Origin of the sequence: Clostridium sp. LY3-2 (assembly GCF_024705715.1) — a bacterium.
In the GTDB taxonomy this organism is placed as follows: domain Bacteria; phylum Bacillota; class Clostridia; order Clostridiales; family Clostridiaceae; genus Clostridium.
The window spans coordinates 103,382-122,501 of record NZ_JAMDLQ010000010.1 but is presented as its reverse complement, the minus strand read 5'-3'; the positions used below and the strand labels follow the sequence as shown (position 1 = coordinate 122,501).

Annotated in this window: 9 protein-coding genes; 7 read left to right on the top strand and 2 right to left on the bottom strand. The window is 28.9% G+C overall.

All coding sequences use genetic code 11. The annotated features are described in order from the left end of the window. Positions 1–145: 145 nt before the first annotated feature. Positions 146–1,264 carry a cation diffusion facilitator family transporter gene (locus tag M4I33_RS02620; protein WP_257915321.1) on the bottom strand — a complete coding sequence of 373 codons (1,119 nt, stop codon included), beginning with the start codon at positions 1,262–1,264 and terminating at the stop codon, positions 146–148. Positions 1,265–1,421: 157 nt separating this feature from the next. On the opposite strand from M4I33_RS02620, the gene M4I33_RS02615 reads away from it, so the two are divergent. Together M4I33_RS02615 and M4I33_RS02610 are read left to right on the top strand one after the other, a co-directional pair. After that, entirely contained in the window at positions 1,422–2,480 is a 1,059-nt protein-coding gene (locus M4I33_RS02615; RefSeq protein ID WP_257915320.1) for an amidase, read from the top strand. Between the two features lie 105 nt (positions 2,481–2,585). Beyond that, on the top strand, positions 2,586–3,884 hold the full coding sequence (locus M4I33_RS02610; RefSeq protein ID WP_257915319.1) for a M18 family aminopeptidase: 1,299 nt from the start codon (positions 2,586–2,588) through the stop codon (positions 3,882–3,884). A gap of 336 nt (positions 3,885–4,220) precedes the next feature. On the opposite strand, the gene M4I33_RS02605 is transcribed toward M4I33_RS02610, so the two are convergent. Next, entirely contained in the window at positions 4,221–5,036 is an 816-nt protein-coding gene (locus M4I33_RS02605) for a hypothetical protein (protein WP_257915318.1), read from the bottom strand. A 249-nt stretch (positions 5,037–5,285) separates the two neighbouring features. On the opposite strand from M4I33_RS02605, the gene M4I33_RS02600 reads away from it, so the two are divergent. The 5 genes from M4I33_RS02600 to M4I33_RS02580 all read left to right on the top strand — a co-directional run bounded on the left by M4I33_RS02600 (position 5,286) and on the right by M4I33_RS02580 (position 19,098). Continuing rightward, positions 5,286–6,551: a serine dehydratase subunit alpha family protein gene (locus M4I33_RS02600; protein ID WP_257915317.1), complete on the top strand. Its 1,266-nt coding sequence runs from the start codon at positions 5,286–5,288 to the stop codon at positions 6,549–6,551. 23 nt (positions 6,552–6,574) lie between these two features. Beyond that, positions 6,575–7,732, top strand: coding sequence for a mannosyltransferase family protein (locus tag M4I33_RS02595; RefSeq protein ID WP_257915316.1), 1,158 nt, complete (start codon positions 6,575–6,577; stop codon positions 7,730–7,732). A gap of 11 nt (positions 7,733–7,743) precedes the next feature. After that, on the top strand, positions 7,744–8,283 hold the full coding sequence (locus tag M4I33_RS02590) for a hypothetical protein (RefSeq protein ID WP_257915315.1): 540 nt from the start codon (positions 7,744–7,746) through the stop codon (positions 8,281–8,283). A gap of 334 nt (positions 8,284–8,617) precedes the next feature. Further along, positions 8,618–17,035 (top strand): GH36-type glycosyl hydrolase domain-containing protein, encoded by an 8,418-nt coding sequence (locus tag M4I33_RS02585; protein ID WP_257915314.1) that lies wholly within the window; start codon positions 8,618–8,620, stop codon positions 17,033–17,035. A 179-nt stretch (positions 17,036–17,214) separates the two neighbouring features. After that, a complete protein-coding gene (locus M4I33_RS02580) occupies positions 17,215–19,098 on the top strand; it encodes an FUSC family protein (protein WP_257915313.1) in 1,884 nt (627 codons plus the stop codon). The last annotated feature ends 22 nt before the right edge of the window (positions 19,099–19,120 follow it).

Sequence of the window (19,120 nt, the reverse complement as noted above, 5' to 3'; positions counted from 1 at the left end):
GATAAAATTTAATCCTTACACTATAATTATAGCAAAAAATGGTAATTAGGCGTAAAGAAAAAAGCCCTAAATTTAGAGCTTTTTTTTAAATATATTCGTGGTCTATAGTAATTATGCAATTATATAAAGGATGAATTTTTTTTACTTAATTTTTAATAGTAGTTTTTAATTCTGATTCTGTCATAACATGTTTTAAGAACTTTGAATTAACTACTATATCAAATATAAGATTTTTTTCATCACCTTCACCTACTAATCTAAAATCATGCATTGATTTTATTAGAGGGTTATAATCTACTATCTTTTGAACCTCTTTATAAGCTTCCTTGATTTCATCTGTTGAAAGACAAATAGGGTCCATATGAATTACTAAGTAAATATTTAATTCCTTTGAAATATCACGTTCTGCTTTATCAATTATATTATGAATTTCCATAACATCGATATTACTAGGTATTTCTGCGTGTACTGATGCCATACATCTACCAGGACCGTAGTTATGAACTACTAAATCATGAAGACCAGTTATATGATCGTATGATAAAAGCATTTCTTTAATATCTTTAACTAATTCTGGGTCTGGTGCTTCTCCAAGTAAAGGGTCTATAGTTTCTTTAACTAAAGTTATACCAGAATAAACTATAAATAGTGCAACTAAAATACCTATATACCCGTCTATAGGAAATGAAGTAAATTTTGATGCAAGGAATGATATAGCAACGCATGAAGATGTAAATACATCACCTAAAGCATCAGTTGCAGCAGCTTTTAAAGCTGATGAGTTAATTGTAGTTCCTATGAATTTATTAAAGCCAGATAACCAAAACTTTAAGAAGATTGAAACTAAAAGTAATATAAATGGTACTATTTGAAACTCAATTACTTCAGGGTTTAAAATCCTCTCAAAAGAAGCTTTAATAAATTGTAATCCTACGATTATAACCATAAAAGATACTACCAAAGCAGATAAGTATTCTATACGTCCGTGACCAAAAGGATGCTTTTCATCTGCTGGCATGTTTGATAATTTAAAGCCTATTATAGTTACTATTGAAGATGCGGCATCGCTTAAGTTATTAAAAGCATCTGCCATTACAGCGATACTTGAAATTAAAACTCCAACAGAAAGCTTTATAGTAAATAAAATTAAATTTATTATAATTCCTATAACTCCACCAAGCTGACCGTATGCATTTCTTACGGTTCTATCTTTTGTGTTTTCATGATTCTTTACGAATTTATTTACCAAAAAATTTGAAATCATTTATCGAACTCTCCTAATTTTATTGATTATTTCTATTGTATATTAAGGGTAAATATTAATCAAATTAAATGTAAAAATATAACTTATATGGAACTCTGTGTGATATAATAAAAATAGCTTACATTTTTAATTTATATGAGAGGAGAAATTGAGTATTATGAGGATAAATAACATAGAAGTTAACCACAAATTTATAGATATTAATTATACTAAGGGTTTTGATATAAAGGCAAATTATATTGTTTTACATAGTATTTTAGAAGAAGAATTTTACTCAATAGATGATTATGTAAATTATGTATCAAAAAATGATAAAGCAAAAGAATCAGTTCATTATGTTGTTTCAGACAAAGAGATTATAAATTTACTAAGTGATAGTAAAAGAGCTCTGCACGTTAAAGGAAGCAGAGTGCGTGAAATTTCAAATTCAACATCTATAGGGATAAGTTTTATACTTAGAGACTATATGAATCCATCAGATGTTTTTGAAAATATAGTAAAACTAGTTAGGGCTTTAACTAATAAATATAAGATAGATTTAAAAAATATTGTTAGGCATAGCGATATTTCAGATTGCATCTGTCCTTTAGAATTAAAAGAGGACTTTATATGGCATAAGTTTAAGCTTAGAATTTCAGGGATTAACGAGTTATATAATCCTGTAGGTAAAGCTAAGATAAATAGCGTTTTATCTAAGATAAAAGTAAAAAAAAGCGGTATTAACGATTCAAATATAGTAGGTTATATAAATAGAGGAGAAGAGGTTTATATTTATGAAGAAGGGGAAAAACATTATAAAACAATAATAGAATCAGGTAGAAAAATGATTTTTGGATTTGTTTCTAAGGATTTTTTAGAATATAAAAAACTTTCTTTAGAAGACCTTTTTGAGGAGGAGTTAGAAATTAGAAAGCTCTCTGAATTAGAGGAACAATTCAGCGAAGCTATTGAGTTTACAGAATGTACAGAAAAGTCTATAAAAGCTAAAGAAATCGAAGAAAATATAGTTAACAAAGAAGGGGTAATCCACGGCGCTAATATTAACATTCAAGTTAGAAAGGGGCCAAATTTAAATGAGTTCGTTTTAGCATACCTTTTAAATGGAACTAAAATTAAAGTAATTGAAGATAGGGATAGTTGGTGCAAGATAGAATATGATGCTATGTTTGATAAAAGGTGTGGTTTTATAGAAAAGGACTATATTAAATTTGATTAACTAGCTTTTTTGTTAACTTTTCACTATTTATTAATTTTAATTATTACCTTTAAATGTGGTAAAATATAAGAAAAACATTAGAGAAAATCCTAGGAGGGATAAATCATGGAAAAGAAATTAGCAAATGAACTAGTTGATTTTATATATGCGAGTCCAACTCAATATCATGCAGCTAGTACAGTTAAAGAGATGTTAGATAGAGAAGGATTTACTGAATTATTTGAAAAAGATTCATGGAATCTTAAATCAGGTGAAAAATATTATTTAAAGAAAAATGATTCAGCAGTTATAGCTTTCGAAGTTGGAACTGGAAGTGTTATTGAAGATGGGTTTAGACTTATCGGAGCTCACACTGATGCGCCAGGTTTTAGAATTAAACCAAACGCAGAGATGAAAGTTGAAGACCAATATGTAAGATTAAATACAGAAGTTTATGGAGGACCAATCTTAAGCACTTGGTTTGATAGACCTTTAGGTGTTGCAGGTAGAGTTGCTTTAAGAGGAGAGTCACCACTTAAACCAGAAATAAAATTAGTAAATATAAATAAACCTGTATTAATAATTCCAAATATAGCTATTCATATGAATAGAAGTGTAAATGAAGGTTACGCTTTTAATAAGCAAAAGGATACTTTACCTTTAGTTGGATTTGTTAATGAAGAATTAGAAAAGAAAGGTTATTTAATGAGCCTTTTAGTAGAAGAATTAGGAGTAAATTCAGAAGACATCCTAGATTTTGATTTATTCTTATATGAATATAATAAAGGTTGTGTTATGGGAATTAATGAAGAGTTAATTTCTACTGGAAGATTAGATGATCAATGGATGGTATTTGCAGGAATCAAAGCTCTTTTAGGAAGTGAAAAGATTAAAGCTACTAAAGTTATGGTTTGCATAGATAATGAGGAAATAGGAAGTTTAACTGCACAAGGTGCTAACTCAAATCTTTTAAGAAGATTTTTAGAAAGAGTTGTAATTGCACTTGGTGGAAATACTGAAGATTTCTTTAGAGCTTTAGCTAATTCAGTTATGATTTCAGCGGATTTAGCTCACGCAGTTCACCCGAACTTACCTGAAAAACATGACCCTACAAACAGACCAAAACTTGGTATGGGACCTGTTATTAAAATTGCAGCTTCAGGAAGTTATTCAACTGACAGTGTTGCTTCAGCAATATTTATGGAAGTTTGCAACAAAGCAGAATTACCAGTACAAAAGTTTGTTAATAGATCAGATGTTAAAGGCGGAACTACTATAGGACCAATGTCAGCAGCGGACTTAGGAATTCCAGTTGTTGATATGGGAGCACCTCTTTTAGGAATGCACTCAGTAAGAGAGTTAGCTTCAGTAAAAGATAACTTCTATACAGTTAAAGCATTTACTGAATTCTATAATATTAAATAGTAAACTAAAGGCGTATTAAAATTTTAATGCGCCTTTTTTATTTATAAAAAGTATTAAGGGGAATTAATCTTTTTTTGGAGTAGTATTTAAAGAGTTGTGGAAATAAATGGTCGAGAGACTAAGTAATATAAAAAAAATTTTTTTAAAAAAACTACACCATTGTTACGAGATATTATTGGTACAAGGGATTTTCGCTATATAGGGTTAAAATTTTGATATTTTGGACAAGTAAAAATTATTTAGACAAACTATAAAAATTCAATCGTAGTAGACAAGTAGAAGTTAGATGGACAAGCTCTTAGGATAGATCTATATTAAGGGTTAGTCTGAGAATAATCAAATTACTTTTATACAAAAAATAGAACTTATTAAATTAGATAAAACAGTATGTTTTTCATAAGATCCTTCGTAAATATACAAGAACCAATTTAAATAAACTTGCAGATACTTTGTAGCAACACTTCTAAATTTTCTAAGCCATCTTCTTAAATTTAATATAAAATCAGAGCAGTGACTAAGTAAAATTTGACTTTCTTCTTTAGAAATTTTTAATTCTTTCTTTTTATGAAGAGCGTAGTTTAGTTTCTTTGATACAAGATAAGAAAACCTATCTTTTCCTGGCAAGAAATAAGTATTAAAGACAGGGTTAAATTCATTTAATAAATTCTCTATAGATTCCTTTGTAGGGCTCATAGAATCAAAGGATATCTTAGCTAGGGAATAATTATTTTTATTAATAGTAGTAGCTACGAATATATTTTTTCTTCTAGAAATAGTGCAAACAGGGGGAGTCTTTTGCCCCTTAAAGTTTTCTAAAAACTTAGTATGTCTAATAGCTGTAATTATATGGGTTCTTCTTGAATCAGTATAAGTTTCTATATGTTTTAGTATCTTGTGTCTCCATCTAAAAGACGTTTCTATACAAATATTTAATCTATCAGCGCAATCTCTAATAGTAGCACCAGATAGCATAAGACGAGTATATTTATCCCAAAGGTCAACACTCTTTCTTGTGTTATGCCAAACAAGCCCTGTTCCTTCGTTAAAGGTTTTAAGACAATCTTTACATTGATACCTTTGGAAGCATCTATATTTACCGTATTTAATAAAGTGTTTTGAATCGCAATGGGGACAAGCCGATGTATGTACCATAATCTCACCTCGAAAAATTTTGATTTTTTTAGTTATTTTGATTATGGACATAAAAAAGTGCCTTTATTCAGGTGATTTTGGCAAAATACCAACAAAGAAGCAAAACAATGTTGTAGTGGAGTAGAAGATATTATAATTTTTATATGAAGGTACATAAAGTATCTATTTATTCAAATAACTTCTAAATGTTATAATATATAGGGGCTGTAAAAGAGTAGTAAAAATTATTCATTACAGGAGGAGACGTTTATGAGAAGAGAATTTATTGAGGTATTACATAAGGAACTAGTTCCAGCAGAAGGGTGTACAGAACCAATAGCAGTTGCATTAGCTGTAGCAAAAAGTCTTGAAATACTTGAAGGCAAGCCAGAATCTATAGAAATTTCATTAAGCACAAATGTTATAAAAAATGCACTAGGGGTTGGAATACCAGGTACAGGTAAAGTAGGAATCAATATAGCTGTTGCGCTTGGAGCAATTATAAGAGATAGTAAAAGGGAGTTAGAAATTTTATCTGGGTTTAGCAGCGATGATTTAGAAAACGCAAATGAGATAATAAATAATTCAATTATAAAAATTAAACAAAAAAATACTGAAGAAAAGCTATATATAGAAGTTTGTTCTAAAACTAATAAAGAAACATCAAAAGTCATAGTTATCGGAGATCATACAAACTTTGTTCTAATTGAGAAAAATGGAGAAATACTACTTAAAAAAGAAGACAAAATAGATAAAGAAGCAAAAGAAGAGGTTGAGCTTTCTTTAGAAGACATATATAATTTTTCAAGGGAAGTTCCTTTTGAAGATATAAAATTTTTACTTAAAAGTGTAGAAATGAACAGAAAAGTATCTGATGAAGGACTAAATGGCAAGTATGGGTTACAAGTTGGAAGTAAGATGATACAAAAAGAAAAGCATAATCTTTTTACAAATAATATAGCTGAAAGAATTATAGCAGTTACAGCTGCTGCATCAGATGCAAGAATGGATGGATGCACGATGCCTATAATGACTACAGCAGGCTCAGGAAACCAAGGAATAGTTTGTTCTATGCCGGTAGCTGAAGTTTGTGAAATTTTAGGGAAATCTGATGAAGAAAAAGCAAGAGCATTAGCTATATCAAACCTTGTAACTATACATATAAAAAAATATATGGGAAGATTATCACCTCTTTGTGGAGCTGGAATTGCAGGGTCAACTGGAGCTTCATGCGGGATAACATATCTTTTAGGTGGAGATTTAAAGAACATAGGATTTGCAGTTAATAATATGATTTCAGATGTTGCTGGAATGATTTGTGACGGTGCAAAGAGTACGTGTGCTTTAAAGATCGCAACAGGAGTTAACGCTGCACTTCAATGTGCAAATTTAGCTATGAATGGAATTACACCTAGTTCAAAAGACGGTATAATAAATGATGATGTTGAAAAAACAATAAAAAGTATAGAAAAGTTAGTTAAAGATGGACTAACAAATGCAGACAATACTATATTAGATATTATGTTATCTAAGTAGAGTTTTAGGAGGAATTTTTAAGTTTGAAGAGTTTAGATTGGGTAAAAAGTAAATTGCAGAATAAATATATCTTTATTCTGACAATATTTATTTTATCGAGAATATTTATATGGTTAGTTGGGGCTGTATACAATATTTTTGATGGAAGTGATCAAAGTATTTGGGATTTATTATTTAGATGGGATTCACCTTGGTATAAGGGAATAATAGTAGACGGATATATGGATTATCCTCAAGGAATGACAGGTAATAATGCTGCAAACTGGGCGTTTTTCCCGCTGTATCCTATGATAGTTAAAGTATTTTATATGATGACTAATATTAGAGTAGAAATATTAGGGTCAGTAATTTCTAGCATAATAACCCTTATTGCAAGTTTTGTTATTTATGATTATTGTGTAGATATTAAAAACGAAAAATGTGCAAAAATAGCAACGATACTGCTGTTTGTAGGACCATATTCATTTTATACAGCAACTTTATATACAGAGTCATTATATATTTTATTTACTATATTATTTTTCTATTTTTTAAAGAAAGATAAATGGATTTTAGCAGGTATTTGCGGGGGGCTTGTTTCTGCAACTAGAGTTACTGGTGCAATTTTAGTTTTCCCTATGATGATAATGTTCTTAAGACCTGTATTTGAAAGAAAAGAGAAGTTCTTAGATGCTATAAAAAGATTTTTCTTAGATGGAAAGTATTTATTATCATTTTTACTTGTTCCATCAGGAATATTTGCATATATGGTTTATCTATATAACAAAGTAGGAGATCCATTTGCATTTAAAAATATCCAAATAGCTTGGGGAAGAGAAAATAGTAACCCTATAGATGTTTTAATCGGTGGGTTTGTTACTTATGATGGAAAAATTAACTCTCCATTTTGGATTTACCTAGGGGTCTGGGCTATATTTGGGATAGTTATATCTTTATATATGTTTAAAAAGAAAAAGTTTGAAGAAGGAATATTTTCACTTATAACAATAATAATCCCGATGTTATCTAGTCTTCAATCAATACCTAGATATGTTATGGGGAATGTTTTAGTTATAATATTCTCAAGTTTATTTATAGAAGAACATTTTAAAAAATCTAGATGGATAGTTTTAGGATTGCTTATAGTATACAACGCCGTATTATTGTGGCTTTGGTTTAATGGAAATCCTATTATGCCTTAAGGAGGAATACTATGAAAAAGAAAAATATAATTTGTTATAGTATATCGATAGTATTAATAGTTTCTTATTTTGCTATATTAGGATTAAATTTAAAAATTAAAGCGCCAATAGAGTACAAGCTATATTATATTAAAAAAGAAATTGCAGGATGGCCTGGATATGGCGGAATGGAAATAGACTTTAATACTAAAAAATACTTTAATGAAGATGCTTTTGAAGATAAGGAAATTTATCAAGCTGTAAATAAAGGAATGATGAAAGACGAGTTAGGTAAAAAAATCCACGACGTAGGAGAAGTTTACTTTACAGTTCCTAAAGATTATACAGGAAGCAAAATTAAAGTTAGAGTTAATATGAAAGGTTTAGAAGATGATAATACAGTTTCTATAACTTTAAACGATCAGGAAGTAACTACTGTTAAAACTAGTAATGAATATAAAGATTATGATTTTGTAATAGATGAATCAATGCTAAATAGTGATAAAAACATTTTAAGATTCACACCTACAAAACATACTAATTTAAAATCAATTGAGTTTTTCAAAGATTAAATAAAAAGCAGACAAGCCCTAGTGGTTTGTCTGCTTTTTTATATATTGAATTATAGAAAAATTAAAAGTTTATCGGAGTTAAAAGGGTTTAAATAAATTTTTAAAAGCAAATTTAGTTTGGTGAAAGTTTAAATATCGTTTAAATGAGTTTATTTAGTTCTAAATGATTAAATTTTTTAAAATACGCTTTTAATTTAAAACTATAATTCTATAGTAATATTTTGATTATGGACAAAAATTTTTATTTATATACAAGCTTTAGAAAATTAATTCATAAATTTTCTTCTTTTGTGGAAACTAAAAAAAAGAAGACTTTCAAAAGGAGTAGATAATTGTGAAGAAAACAGATGTATACAAAAGTAGAAATTATGTTTTAAAAGAATTAAAAGAAAGTTTCTATAAGATAAATAGGAATTATAGATATATTAAAAAACTATCAGTTGACGGAGAAGAGATAATAGGTTCAGGGGAATGGCTTTTAGATAATATCTATCTTATAGAAAAAGAATATAAGGCAATTAAATTTAATATGCCTATAGAATATTTTGAAAGCTTACCTAAAAAAAATAATTCAAACTCTAAAACTCCTAGAGTTTTATGTTTTGCAAACGAATTTATAAGTAAAGAAAATTTAAAAATAAGTAAAGAGGAAGTTATAAAATATCTTTTAAAGTGTGAGCAAGATTTAAATATGGGAGAGATTTGGGCATTTCCTATAATGCTTAGGATTGGAGTTATTAAAAGGCTCGCTAAAATTACAGAAAATCTTAGATTAATTCAAGAAAATAAGTTTAATGGAAAAAGACTTGCCTACAAGCTTATAAGAAATAAAGAAGATAAAGAAAAAATAATAGAAATATTAAATAACAAAGAAGGTAAAAAAGAAATATTTTATAGCGAGTTTTATAAAGCATTAAAAGATAACTCTTACGGAGACAAAGATATTCTTAATGTTTTAAAGAAGACTTTAAAAAGAAGTGATAACGATATGGAGCTTCTAAAATCTAAGTTTTTAGATGGAAATTTAGAAGAAGAAATCGGGCACTCTATTATTTCTTTAAGAGAAATAGAGAGTATAGATTGGACTTACGTATTCGAAAAAACATCAGTGATAGAAAAGATTTTATTAAAAGATCCTGATGATACTTACGCTTTGATGGATTTTAAATCTAAGGAGTATTACAGGCACAAAATCGAAGATTTAGCAAAAGAATTTAGTATAACTGAAAAAGCAATAGCAGAGAAATCATTATTTTTAGCTAAAAGAGCTAAAGAACAAGGGAAAAGATTATATAAATCTCACGTAGGCTATTACATAGTAGATGAAGGAATAGAAGAATTATCAGAAAGTATATCGAAGGCTTCAGTAAAAAAAGATACTATGAGCCATAAAAAGTTTTGGGCTTTAAATATTTTAGGTACTTTATTTATAGTTTTTCTTACACTTCTTATAAGTAGATTATTTAAAGTTAATTACACAAAGCTTCAATACTTAATAGCAGGGCTTATAATTTTAATTCCAGCTAGTGAAATAGTAGTTGCACTTACTAACTACATAACATCTAAAAAAGTTAAAGTTAGGCATATTCCAAAGATTGACTTAAAAAATATATCTACAAAAGATAGAACAGTAGTAATAGTTCCAACTATGATTAACACTAAAAAGAAAATAGATTCTTTAATAAGTAAACTAGAAGTAGCTTACCTTGGAAACAAAGAAGATAACTTGTATTTTGCAATACTTGCAGACTTTTCTGATAGCAAGGAAGCGACCTTAGAAAAAGACGTAAAGTTAAACGAATACGCTCTCTTAAAAACTAAGGAATTAAATAAAAAATACAAAAAGGATAAAGAAATCTTCTTCTTTTTAAATAGAAAGAGAAAGTTTAATAAGAGTGAAGGGGTTTATATGGGCTGGGAAAGAAAAAGAGGTAAGATAATGGAATTTATCACGCTTCTTAGAGAACCTGAAACCTTAACTTCATTTAATGTAATTAGTACTTCTTTAGAAGAAGTTAGAAAATCTAAATACATAATAACTTTAGACACTGACACATTTATAAAAAGAGATACTTGCAAAAAGCTTATAGGAAGTATGAAGCACACTTTAAACAAAGCATTCTTAAAGGATAAAAAAGTAAGAAGAGGCTACGGAATCTTGCAGCCTAAAGTTAGTATTTCTCTTGAAAGTATGAATAAAAGCAGATTCTCTAAGGTATTTGGAGGAGAAGGAGGGGTAGACGGCTACTCTACAGCTTATTCAGACACTTACCAAGACCTCTTTAAAGAAGGTTCTTTTACAGGTAAGGGAATTATAGATATTGATGTTTTTTATAAAGTTTTAGATATGAAAATAGAAGAAAACAAAGTTTTAAGTCACGATCTTTTAGAAGGGTGTTATGCAAGGTGCGGTTTAGTTTCTGATGCAGAACTTATAGACGATTATCCTAGTACTTACCTTAGCAGTTCTAAAAGGCTAGAAAGATGGGTAAGGGGAGATTGGCAGCTTATAGGGTGGCTATTTAAAAACGACTTATCATCTCTTTCAAAGTGGAAAATTTTCGATAACCTAAGAAGAAGTCTTTTAGCTCCTTCTATACTAATCGGATTATTTATTACAGTATTTTATTTAAGAGGTGGAAAGGCAGTTACTATACTTTTATTTTTAGCGCTTATAACACCGCTTTTGTTTTCAATTACTGATTTTGTTGTAACGCCTAAAAACAAACTAAACGGAACCTTCAAAAAAACAGAAGAGATACTTCTAATAATCAGCTTTATTCCTTACCAAAGTTTAGTTATGTTTTTAGCTATAGTTAGAGCTATCTATAGGATGGTATTTAGTAAAAAACACCTACTTATGTGGCAAACAGCAGAAGATATAGAAAACAATATAAAAAATACTTTAAAAGGATATTATCTAAAAATGTGGATTTCACCACTTTTAGGTGTAATATTTTTCGCTTTAGGTTTAACAACTTCACCTCTACTTTCTATTTTGATTGGAGCTATATCTATTTTGTGGATAATAGCACCTTATATAGCTTTTAAAATAAGTAAGCCGATAGAAAAAGAAGAGATAGAAATCTCTAAAGAGGAAGAAAGCTATTTAAGAAACATTTCAAGGAGAACTTGGGCTTACTACGAAGACTTTGTAAATAGTGAAAATAACTACTTAGCACCAGATAATTATCAAGAAGAACCATTTAAAGGAGTAGCTTATAGAACTTCCCCTACAAATATCGGAATGGGGCTTATAAGTAATATAGTATCTTATGATTTAGGCTATATAACTATAGGAGAAGTTATAGATAGGTTAGAACTTATTTTAAGTAACATGAAAACTTTAGAAAAATATAAAGGCCATTATTACAACTGGTATGATACTAGAACAAAAGAACCCTTAACTCCTAGATATATTTCAACTGTAGACAGTGGAAATCTTTTAGGATATATGTGGATAATAAAAGACTTTTTAGAGAAGTCTTTAGATTACAAACTTATAAGAAAAAGCGAGATATCTAGCCTTAAAGATATCTACAAAATATTAAAATTAGAAGAGAAAGATCTTTTAGATAACCCTAAAGGATACAACATAAAATCATATATAAACACTTTAAAAGAAGAATTAAATAACTTAGAACAATTAGATTTTGAAGAAGAAAAAGAAAAGGAATATTGGCTAAACAAATGCAAAGCTGAAATAAAGAAAAAAATAGGGTATTTTGAGTTTTGTTACGATGGAATAAACAAATTATTTAAAAGTGAGTGGGAGAAAAACCCTCCTTCAATTAACGAAATTGAAAAACATATGGCATTACTTTATAACTCTTCAGGAGAAGAATATAAAGATACTATTATGCTTATGTCAGAAAAGATTATAACTTTCAAAAGCAGAATTTTAAATTTAATAAACGAAATAAAAGAAGATATGGATAATATGAAATTTGATTTTCTATATAAAAAAGAGAGAGGTTTATTTTCTATAGGATATAACTTAGAAGAAGATTCTTTAGGGAATTCTTATTATGACCTTTTAGCATCAGAATCAAGAATAGCTTCATTTTTAACTATAGCTAGAAGTGAAATAGATGAAAAACATTGGTTTAAACTAGGTAGAGCTATGACTAATGCTTACGGAATAAAGAGCTTAGTTTCTTGGAGTGGAACTATGTTTGAATACTTTATGCCATCTCTTATTATGAAAAATTTCGAAGGAACACTTTTAGATATAACTTACAAATCAGTTATAAAGGCTCAAAGAAGATTTGCAAAAGATAAAAGAATTCCTTTTGGAATATCAGAATCTGCATACTTTGGATTTGATGTAGGAGAAAACTACCAGTACAAAGCCTTTGGAATACCAGGAATAGGACTTAAAAGAGGGCTTGAAAACGAACTTGTAATTTCACCTTATTCAAGCATTATGACATTACCTTATGACTTTAAAAATTCTTATTCTAATTTAAAACTTTTAGAAGAAGTAGGAGCCATTAAAAGATATGGTTTTATTGAAGCTATAGATTACACTCCAAACAGAGTAAATAAATACCTAAACGAAGATATAGTACACAAAGAAATAGATAAAAAAGAAAAAGGAATAAGAAAAGGTGGAAGAAAAGTTAATTGCTATATGGTTCACCATCTAGGGATGTCTTTTTTAGCTTTAGATAATATTTTAAATAAAAATATTATGCAAAAGAGATTTCATAGTATCCCAGAAGTTAAGGCAACTGAAACTATCTTAAAAGAAAAAGTTCCAAAAGTAATAACTTTTGAAAGAGAAGAAGAGTTTATTCCAAAGAGGGATGTACTTATAAGAGAAGAATTTGAACACAGGATATTTAAAGGGGCTAAAAGGGAAAACCCAGAAGTTAATATTTTATCTAATGGGATATTTAGCACTATGGTTACTTTAACTGGTAGCGGGTACTCTAAGAAAAATGATGACTTGTTATACAGGTGGATTGGAGATAGCACAACTGACGATAGCGGATCTTTTATCTACATCAAAAACTTAAACTCTAACGAGTTTTGGAGTGCAACTTACGAACCTTGTAAGAAGGAAAACGAGGATTATTTAGTAGACTTTTCTATAGATAGCTCTAAGTTTTCAAAAAGCGAAGGTTCTATAAAGAGTGAATTAGAAATAGTGGTTTCACCTGAAGATAATATAGAAATAAGAAAATTAAAAATAAAAAATACAAGTGATAAAATTCGAGAAGTTGAACTTACAAGTTATATGGAAGTTACCCTTACAAGCTTAGCTTCTGATACAGCTCACCCTAGTTTTTCAAACCTATTTATAGAAACAGAATACGATGACTCAAATAAAATCTTAATAGGAAAGAGAAGAGCTAGAGTAAAAAACGGCAAGGTGCCATACATTTTCCACAAGCTTATATCAGAAGAAGACACTGATATAAGTTACGAAACTTCAAGGCTAAACTTTATAGGAAGAAATAGAAGCTTAAAAGAACCAGAAGCTTTAGATAACGACAACAGTTTAAAAAACAATACAGGTATAGTTTTAGATCCTATATTAAGTTTAAGAAGCAGGGTTTCACTTGAAGGAAATGAAGAAAAAACAGTTTATTTTATTACAGGTATAGCCCTTTCTAAAGAAGAGGTTTTAGAGTTAAGTTCTAAATATTCTTTAGATTTAAAACTAGAGAGTACTTTTAATATTTACAACAAATCTATGCAATTAGAACTAAAATCTTTAGCTATAACTTCAAAGATGGCAAACATCTACCAAAGATTAGCATCATATATTCTTTTCTTAAATGATGGAAGAAGAGACAGAGAAAAATTTATAGAAAATATAAGTAAGCACCAACAAGACCTTTGGGCATTTGGTATTTCAGGAGATTTAAATATTATAATGCTAGAAGTGGATTCAGAAGAGGATATTGATGACGTTAGAGTTTTAGTTAAAATGCATTATTACTTCAAACTAAAAGGGATTAAAGTAGATTTAATAATCTATAATAACGAAGAAGCAAGCTACGAAGAGCCTATGCAAAAGGCAATCCTTCAAGCTATCCACCTTCTTAGAACTGACGACGTCTTAAATAAACAAGGAGGAATATACCTTCACAACAAATCTACTATGGGAGAAGATATTAGAGATTTCTTAGTTGGAATTTCATCTCTTTACATCAAAAGTAAAAAGGGAAGTGTTTTAAACCAATTAGAAGACAGAATAATAGAAGGTGAAACTTTAAGAAGGCATAAAGAACTTGGAGAAATAAAACCTTTAAAAAATAGATTAAACGAAGAATCTATAAAAGAAGATAAGGATTTTAATTCAGTAAGGTTAAATAACAACTTACAATTTGAGTTTGGAGAAGAGATAGATTTTAAAGAAGATGACTTAGACTTTTTTAACGGCTACGGAGGCTTTAATAAAAAAGATGGAAGCTACGTTATAAAGCTAAAGGACTTCAAAAATACTCCAGCTCCTTGGATAAACGTTATTTCAAATAAGGAATTTGGTTTTCATATATCAGAATTAGGCTCAGCTCACACTTGGTGTAAAAACAGTAGAGAAAACAAGATAACTCCTTGGAATAACGACCCTGTAAAAGATAAACTTTTTGAAGCATTATATATAAGAAACGATGAAGATTATAAGTTTTCTTCTATCACTCCAGAACCAGTTAGAGATGGTGGAGAATATATTATAAATCACGGCTTTGGTTATTCTTCATTTAAACATAGGATGGGTGATATAGATGGAGAGTTAATAACTTTCGTTCCAACTAAAGAAAAGCTTAAAATAAATAAAATAAAACTTAAAAATAATTCTTCTAAAACTAAAAAGTTATCAATCCTTTATTATTTAGAATTAGTACTTGGTGTAACTCCTAGAGATACAGCGCGTTTTATAACTACCTATAACAAAAAAGATTATGTTTACGGGCAAAACAAATATTCTAAATACTTCGGGGAAGATAAAGCTTACCTTACAGCAATAGGAGGAGAGTCTATTACTTTTAGCTGTGATAGGAGAGAATTTATTGGAGTTTCAAATGATATATCTTCTCCTAGTGCCTTAAACAAAAACATATTAGAAGGGACTTTCGGAAGTATATACGACCCTTGCTTAAGTTTAAATTTAAAAGTAACATTAGAACCTTTTGAGACTAAAGAATTAGTTATTCTTTTAGGAGAAGAAGAAAGTGAAGATTTAATAGAAGAAAAGATAGAAAAATATAAAATTATAGAAAATTCCTACAAGGAACTAGAAAAAACAAAAGAATATTGGAGTAATTTCCTAGGAAATATTAGAGTAAAAACTAGAGATAAGTCGATGGATTATCTTTTAAACGGGTGGCTACTTTACCAAAACTATAGCTGCAGGTATTTAGCTAGAACTGCATTTTATCAATCAGGAGGAGCTTATGGTTTTAGAGATCAGCTTCAAGATTCCCTTTCTTTAGGGCTTATAGACCCTAAGATTACTAAAGAGCAAATTCTTAAAAATGCTAGTAGGCAATACTTAGAAGGAGACGTTCAGCACTGGTGGCACCCTGTTATAAATAGCGGTATAAGAACTAGATTTTCTGATGATTTACTTTGGATGCCTTATGCAGTAGTTGAATATATAAATATGACAGGAGATTATAGCATATTAGAAGAAAAAGCACCTTATTTAGAAGATGCTCCTTTAAATGAAGGTGAAGATGAAAGATATACTATAGTAAATCAATCAAACAAAGAAGGAACTATCTACGAACATTGCCTAAAGGCTATAGAAAGAGGTCTTCGATTTGGAGAGCATAACATTCCTTTAATGGGAAGTGGTGACTGGAACGACGGTATGAGTACTGTTGGAAACAAAGGAAAAGGAGAGAGTGTTTGGCTTGGGTGGTTCTTATACAAAATCCTTAAAGGATTTATACCTTTATGCGAAAGAAAAGAAGATTTAGAAAGATCAGAAAAATACTTAAAAGATTCAGAGTTTGTACTTAGAAACCTTGAAAAGAATGCTTGGGATGGAGGCTGGTATAGAAGGGCGTACTTTGACGACGGAACTCCTTTAGGTTCTAGAGAAAACGGAGAATGCAAAATAGATTCTCTAGCTCAAAGCTGGTCTATCATATCAGAAGGCGGAAAAAGGGAGAGAACTATTGAAGCTATGGAAGCTGTAGATAGAAATCTAGTAGATAAAGACTTAGGTCTTATAAAACTTCTTTCACCTCCTTTTGAAAAGTCAAAAGAAGAACCAGGTTATATTAAAGGGTATGTTGCTGGGGTTCGTGAAAACGGAGGTCAATACACTCACGCTGCAACTTGGGTTATACTAGCTTTAACAAAACTAGGTATGGGCGATAAAGCTATGGAATATTATCATATGATAAACCCTATAAACCATACTGAAACTGAACTTGAGTGCAGAAGATACAAACTAGAACCTTATGTTATGGCAGCAGATGTTTATATTAGAGAACCACACGGCGGAAGAGGTGGTTGGAGCTGGTATACTGGAACTGCTGGTTGGATGTATAAAGTAGGACTTCAAAACATCTTAGGTTTTGATAAAGTTAAAGATGAAGGCTACTCTATAAACCCTTGTATTCCTAAAGAGTGGGATGGATTTGAGATATTTATAAAAAATGAAAAAGAGGATTACTCTATAGAAGTAAGAAGAGGAAGTTCTAAAAAGATAATAATTGATGGAGAAGAAATAAAGGGAGAACTTATTCCAAGAAACTTAGGAAAAGCAAATATAAAAGTAGAATTTTGATTTAAAAGCAAGCCAAAAGAGACTAACTTTAAGATAAATTAAAGAGTCTTAAAGGGCTTGCTTTTAAATTTGTAAATATATTCATTCTTATTTTAGATAAAACTTGATAATACTTTAGAAACAAATAAAAGAGAAAAAGGTGATAGAATATAAAGATAACAACAAAGAGGAGACTAAAGATGAGTAAAACCTTAAATAAAAAGTTAGAGAAATACATCACAGTCCTTTTAATTATGGGATTGTTTTTATTATTTGGAAGTAAAAATTTAATAGTTGCCTTTGGGACAATCATAATAGCAGTACCATTTTATAGGGAGGATTATACTTCAAAACCATTATTATTTATAAATAAGATGGTTTTTATTCAAGTATCACTAGGAATAGCAGCCTATGTTTCAAATTTGAATATATACCTAAATATAATAATCTCATTTATAGTAGTATTTTCTTTATGTTATGGATTCAGTTACGATTTTAAGCCTGCGAAAAGTTCGGGATTTGTAATGATGTATCTATTCTTACTATATTCTAATGTACCTCTTGAAGAAATGCCAAAAAGACTTTTAGCACTCGCTTTCTCAGGACTCGTTATAATAGCCCAATATTATTATTTTACTAATCATAATTTTGAAAAGAAGATTAATTTAGAGATAAAAAAGATAGCAGAAGCTATAAAAAAAGAACTTGAAAGTATATTAGAAGGAGAGGATAAAGATAATTCTAATATAAATATACTTATAAAAAATGCAGAGGTAGAAGTTCATGATAGATTAGAAAATTCAAAAAAAGATACTGAAAAATCTATAGAAAAGTCTATTGTATTATTTACTTTATCTAACCTAAAGAGGAATATAAAAAAAGTAAAAAGAACAGATCAAAACGAGTTTATAATAAGAGAAATAATATTATTTGTAGACCAAATAATACTTTATTCAATCGGAGAACTTACTTTATTAGATATAAAAAATGATATTTTAAAATATCATATATTAACTAAAGATATAAAAGAAACTAAAGGGATAGATAAATACAGATTCTATAATATTTTACTTACAGTTAAAGAGTTTATAAAAGCTATAGATAATAAAGAAAATTATATAAATTTATATAATGATGATAGGGTAAAAAGATTAAAGATAAATAGAAAAAAAGTAGCAAATAAATCAATAAGATATAACTTAGCACTAAAGACTTCAATATTACTATCAATTTCGATTTTTTTAGTTGATTTTTATGGGGTTTACGTAGGTAAGTGGTTACCTTTTACTATTTCTGTTTTAGTTTTACCTTTTGTTGAAGAGATAAATAAAAAGATAAAAGACAGGGTTTTTGGAACTGTTATAGGTGTAATTTCTTTTGAAATTTTATATTTAATAGGAAGGGAAAATAAGGTTGTACTTTGGATAGCTTTTGCTGTAGGTTTATTTTTTACCTTTACTACTAAAGAATATAAAAGGCGTGCGATTTTTATAACTATAATGTCATTAAGTATGGTAGTTCTTTTAGTTCCTAGCAGCCAAAGTGATAAGGTCGGAATTTATAGGTTAGCATTAAACTTTTTAGCTATAATAATAGTAGCTTTAGTTACAAATAATATTTTTCCTTTTAGCGTAAAAGACGATACTATTAGGGCTATAGAGGAAATTATAGAAAATAACAAAGAGGTATTAAAGGCTGTACTTAATAACTCAAAAGAAGTTAAAAATATAGATAATTTAACTCTTATGAGTAACCACTATTATAGAAGGTTAAGTTATAACAACTTACTTATTAAAAGTGAAAACTTAAATATTCTCTTAAGCTATGAAACTGAATTCTTATCTGACGTTAAAGTTATATATAAAAATAATAAGCAAATGAAGGCATTTGATATATATTATAAAAATGTCTCAATAATAGAGAAAAACTTTAAGGGTGATGATATTTTAGAAAAAATAAGAGAATTATTTTATAAAGCGGATAATGATAAAGAAAGATTAATAATAATTAGTATCTTTAGATTATACAGAGATTTTAATTGTATAAATGAAACTGTCCTAAAAATAAAAGAAGAATTAAAATAATAAAAGCCTCTTAGCGTTTTAA

Bases quoted from the DNA above. Each gene is read 5' to 3' on its own strand.
- M4I33_RS02620 (WP_257915321.1), bottom strand. From the start codon at position 1,264: ATGATTTCAAATTTTTTGGTAAATAAATTCGTAAAGAATCATGAAAAC.
- M4I33_RS02615 (WP_257915320.1), top strand. From the start codon at position 1,422: ATGAGGATAAATAACATAGAAGTTAACCACAAATTTATAGATATTAAT.
- M4I33_RS02605 (WP_257915318.1), bottom strand. From the start codon at position 5,036: ATGGTACATACATCGGCTTGTCCCCATTGCGATTCAAAACACTTTATT.
- M4I33_RS02590 (WP_257915315.1), top strand. From the start codon at position 7,744: ATGAAAAAGAAAAATATAATTTGTTATAGTATATCGATAGTATTAATA.
- M4I33_RS02580 (WP_257915313.1), top strand. From the start codon at position 17,215: ATGAGTAAAACCTTAAATAAAAAGTTAGAGAAATACATCACAGTCCTT.
- M4I33_RS02610 (WP_257915319.1), top strand. From the start codon at position 2,586: ATGGAAAAGAAATTAGCAAATGAACTAGTTGATTTTATATATGCGAGT.
- M4I33_RS02600 (WP_257915317.1), top strand. From the start codon at position 5,286: ATGAGAAGAGAATTTATTGAGGTATTACATAAGGAACTAGTTCCAGCA.